The organism is Shigella sp. FC1967 (assembly GCF_001743005.1).
Lineage (GTDB): Bacteria > Pseudomonadota > Gammaproteobacteria > Enterobacterales > Enterobacteriaceae > Proteus.
In genome coordinates this window covers 1-229 of sequence record NZ_MIIZ01000378.1, presented here as the reverse complement: position 1 = coordinate 229, position 229 = coordinate 1, and the positions used below count along the sequence as shown (strand labels likewise).

At 53.3% G+C, this 229-nt stretch carries 1 rRNA gene; it reads right to left on the bottom strand.

The features are described from left to right. Positions 1–229, bottom strand: a 16S ribosomal RNA gene (locus BHE89_RS03370); the annotation flags it as partial.

The following is a 229-nucleotide window of genomic DNA, read 5'->3' as shown; positions in this document are numbered from 1 at the left end:
GCGTCAGTCTTTGTCCAGGGGGCCGCCTTCGCCACCGGTATTCCTCCACATCTCTACGCATTTCACCGCTACACGTGGAATTCTACCCCCCCCTCTACAAGACTCTAGCCAACCAGTTTCAGATGCAATTCCCAAGTTAAGCTCGGGGCTTTCACATCTGACTTAATTGACCGCCTGCGTGCGCTTTACGCCCAGTAATTCCGATTAACGCTTGCACCCTCCGTATTAC